Raw genomic sequence first — 3,630 nt, 5'->3', positions numbered from 1 at the left:
GTATGTTATAAATTTTTTATCGGATAAATAGGAAATCACTATAAGCATAAACCTGCGCTTATTCCGTAAGTCTTTGAATACTGCTCTTTTCAGACAGCCTTGTATGAGGCAGGAGTACCGCAACTATTGTTAAGACCAAGCCCTGCTTTTGCTTTGCATAGAGTCAAATGTTATGATTTTATATGCACGCCTAAGGCCGTCTGAAAATACTCACATCAAATTACTACCATGACAAAAGGCTTGTGTGCACTTCGATTAAGGAACACTGATTATGTCACCCGAAAACCAAGCTGAAAATACTCCCTCCTCAACAGACAAACCTGCCAAAACCGCTCCTCCCAAAACATTCAATCCAAGAGCCAGCGTTATCCAGATCCACCCTGAAGGCGAACGCATCCATCCGAAAAAAGCAGAAGGACGCTTTGCCAAACTGCGTATCGCCGCCGTATTGGCGACCCAGTTTGTATTTTACGTAATTCCATGGTTTAACTGGAGTAACCGTCAGGCAGTTTTATTTAATATCCCTGACCGTCATTTTTTCATTTTCGGCCTGTCACTGGGCATGGGCGACTTAATTTATCTTGCCCTGCTGTTAATGATCTGTGCTTTCGGCCTGTTTTGGTGGACAACCATTGCCGGTCGTTTGTGGTGCGGCTACTCTTGCCCACAAACGGTTTACACCGAAATCATGCTTTGGATCGACAACTTAGTTGAAGGCGACCGCAACAAACGTTTAAAACTGGAAAAATCGCCTTGGAACTTTACTAAAATCCGCATTAAAGCCACTAAATACCTACTGATTTTCCTTGTCTGTGCGTGGACAGGTATCACTTTTGCAGGCTGGTTTGTCCCTATCCGCCAGTTTGTTCCCGATTTATTCACCGGAGCAGCAGGCGGCGGTGCAATGTTTGCCGCAGCGTTTTACGGATTCATGACCTTCTTCTTTGCCCACATCATGCGCGAAAAAGTGTGTCTGCATATGTGCCCGTATGCACGCTTCCAAAGTGCGATGTTTGATAAAGACACGCTGATTATTTCCTACGATACCGAACGCGGCGAACCTCGTGGTGCACGCAAAAAAACCGCCAACAAAGAAGACAGCGGCTTGGGCGACTGTATCAACTGCACCATGTGCGTACAAGTCTGCCCCGTCGGCATCGACATCCGCGACGGCCTACAATACCAATGTATCGGTTGTGCAGCCTGTGTTGATGCTTGTGACGAAATCATGGACAAAATGGGTTATCCGCGCGGCCTGATCCGTTACACTACCGAAGGCGCAATGGAGCATGAATACCCTGAAAGCGACATCAAAAAACGCCTGAAACGCCCTCGTGTCGCAGGTTATGGTGCAGTATTGTTTGTGGTTATTATTGCTTTCTTAACCGGCATTTCTACCCGTAAAATGATCGAAGTGGATATTCTGAAAGACCGCGGCGTGATGGTGCGTGAAAACAGCCAAGGCTGGTTGGAAAATGCCTACAACCTGCGCATCATTAACAAGAGTGAACATGAACAGACCGTTACTGCAACAGTCAAAGGTTTTGATGATATCGCCTTGACCGGCTTACCAGAAAACGGTATTAAAATTGCGCCACGCGAAACCGTGACTATTCCGGTTCAAGTGTCCACCCTCCCTGAGTACGCCGAAAAAGGCAGCCAGCCGATTGAATTTACCTTCACATATCGTGAAACCGATGCCGCTGATGCCGAACCGACTGTCTTGAATGAAAAAGCAACCTTTATTGGAGAATAACAACGGTGTCCCAACCCAATTCCACTAAGCCTTGGTATAAACACACTTGGCCTTGGGTGCTGATGGCAGGTCCAATCTTTGTCGTTATCGCCAGCGTTTCCATGTTCTTCGTCGCAAAAGAACATACGACAGACTTGGTTTCCGACGATTACTATAAAGACGGCAAACACATCGAAATCCAGCTTCACCGCGATGAAGAAGCCGTTAAACGGCAGATTCAGGTGCAGGTTTTAATCAGTCCGGATATGAATGCCGCCAAAGTATTCGTCAGTGGACAATTCGATCCCAAACAGCCATTAAACCTGCTGCTGATGCACCCGACACGCAAAGCTGACGACCAAACCGTCAAGCTGCGCGCCGTAACTGCCGAACCGCAAAACGGCCGTATGGAATACGAAGCCATCTTCAAACCTCTCCACCAAACCAACCATTGGTACTTGCGAGTTGAAGATACCTCAGGCGTGTGGCGTGTTGAAAACAAATGGATAGTCAGCCAAGGCAACGCAGTTAATCTGACGCCTATGGACAAATTGTTCGACAACGGCAAACAAGCCGCTTCAGAAGAACAATAAATCCCATGTTCAGGCCGTCTGAAACCTTTCAGACGGCCTGAAAATCTTTTTACCCTCTATCATTCTTTAAAATATGATTTTTTCCAATTGGCGCAGACTAACCGAAAATGAAATCCGTATGGCAAAACAGGTTTTTGCCGACGGCATAGACTTCAACCGCATTAAAATATATCGCGGCATTCCCTTCCTGCCCAACCCCAATACCGCTATCGCCCCCAATGGAAATATATATTTCCCACGCAAACACTGTCCAGATGATTTCACTCAAGCCGGCATCGCCTACAAAATCTGGCTGATTCATGAACTGACGCATGTCTGGCAACACCAGCTCGGTCACAAAGTTTGGTTATCTGGTTTATTCATTATGCTCAAAGGCGGATATAGGAAACGCAAAGCTTACGCCTATCCCATGCCTTTGCCTCACTTTAACCAACTCAATATCGAGCAGCAAGCTGACCTCGTTGCCCACTATTTTGCAGCCACTTACCTGCCCAAAAATATTTACACCCCTCAACAACCCATTTTTCAGACGGCCTTAGCAGACTTCCTTCACAACCCGCATAACAAAGCCCTATGCCCACGTTACTTGTCGACAAAAAAACAACACTCAAAAAAGCCCAGCGAGCAAATAAGCTATAATGGACAATCCGACACATCGTCCAAAAGGTCCCAAACCATGCCTTGGAACATACCTATTTTACTTACCTGGATGCGCGTCCTATTAATCCCCGTGTTCACCATCCTATTCTATTTACCGAACACATGGATTCAACCACAAACCGTCAACTGGACAGCCGCCATCATCTTTGCACTTGCAGCCATTACAGACTGGTTTGACGGCTTTTTGGCACGTCGCTGGAAACAAACCTCCGACTTTGGCGCATTCCTCGACCCTGTTGCTGACAAACTCATGGTTGCCGTTGCCCTACTCCTGCTCGTCAGCCTTGGCAGAACATACGCCATCTTCGCCATGATTATTATCGGCCGAGAAATCACTATTTCCGCCCTGCGCGAATGGATGGCACAAATGGGCAAACGCGGCAGCGTCGCCGTAGCCACTATCGGCAAATTCAAAACCACTGCCCAAATGATCGCCATCTTCCTTTTGCTTATCGGTACGGACAAATATAACGACCCTTTCTATCTCATTGGTAACATATTGATGTTTATAGCATCCGTATTGACCATCTGGTCCATGTGCTACTACCTGAAAATGGCATGGAAAGAATTCAAATAAAATTTTTAAAAAATAAAAACAAAACACTTGACTCACACGATTAAATCCATAATAATTGCGTCTTC

3 protein-coding genes are annotated in these 3,630 nt (G+C 46.3%); all 3 read left to right on the top strand.

Annotation, left to right across the window (positions count from 1 at the left end; translation table 11 throughout):
* Positions 1 to 271 precede the first annotated feature (271 nt).
* Positions 272 to 1,756: a cytochrome c oxidase accessory protein CcoG gene (ccoG, locus tag ACTHUT_RS15585; protein ID WP_250600137.1), complete on the top strand. Its 1,485-nt coding sequence runs from the start codon at positions 272 to 274 to the stop codon at positions 1,754 to 1,756.
* A 5-nt stretch (positions 1,757 to 1,761) separates the two neighbouring features.
* The gene (locus tag ACTHUT_RS15580; protein ID WP_348772579.1) at positions 1,762 to 2,328 is read left to right on the top strand and encodes a FixH family protein; all 567 of its coding nucleotides are present in this window, start codon (positions 1,762 to 1,764) and stop codon (positions 2,326 to 2,328) included.
* 676 nt (positions 2,329 to 3,004) lie between these two features.
* Positions 3,005 to 3,565, top strand: coding sequence for a CDP-diacylglycerol--glycerol-3-phosphate 3-phosphatidyltransferase (gene pgsA, locus ACTHUT_RS15575; protein WP_003679552.1), 561 nt, complete (start codon positions 3,005 to 3,007; stop codon positions 3,563 to 3,565).
* Positions 3,566 to 3,630: the final 65 nt, after the last annotated feature.

Source organism: Neisseria sp. P0022.S010 (assembly GCF_051956635.1).
This window is presented reverse-complemented; position numbering and strand designations above follow the sequence as displayed.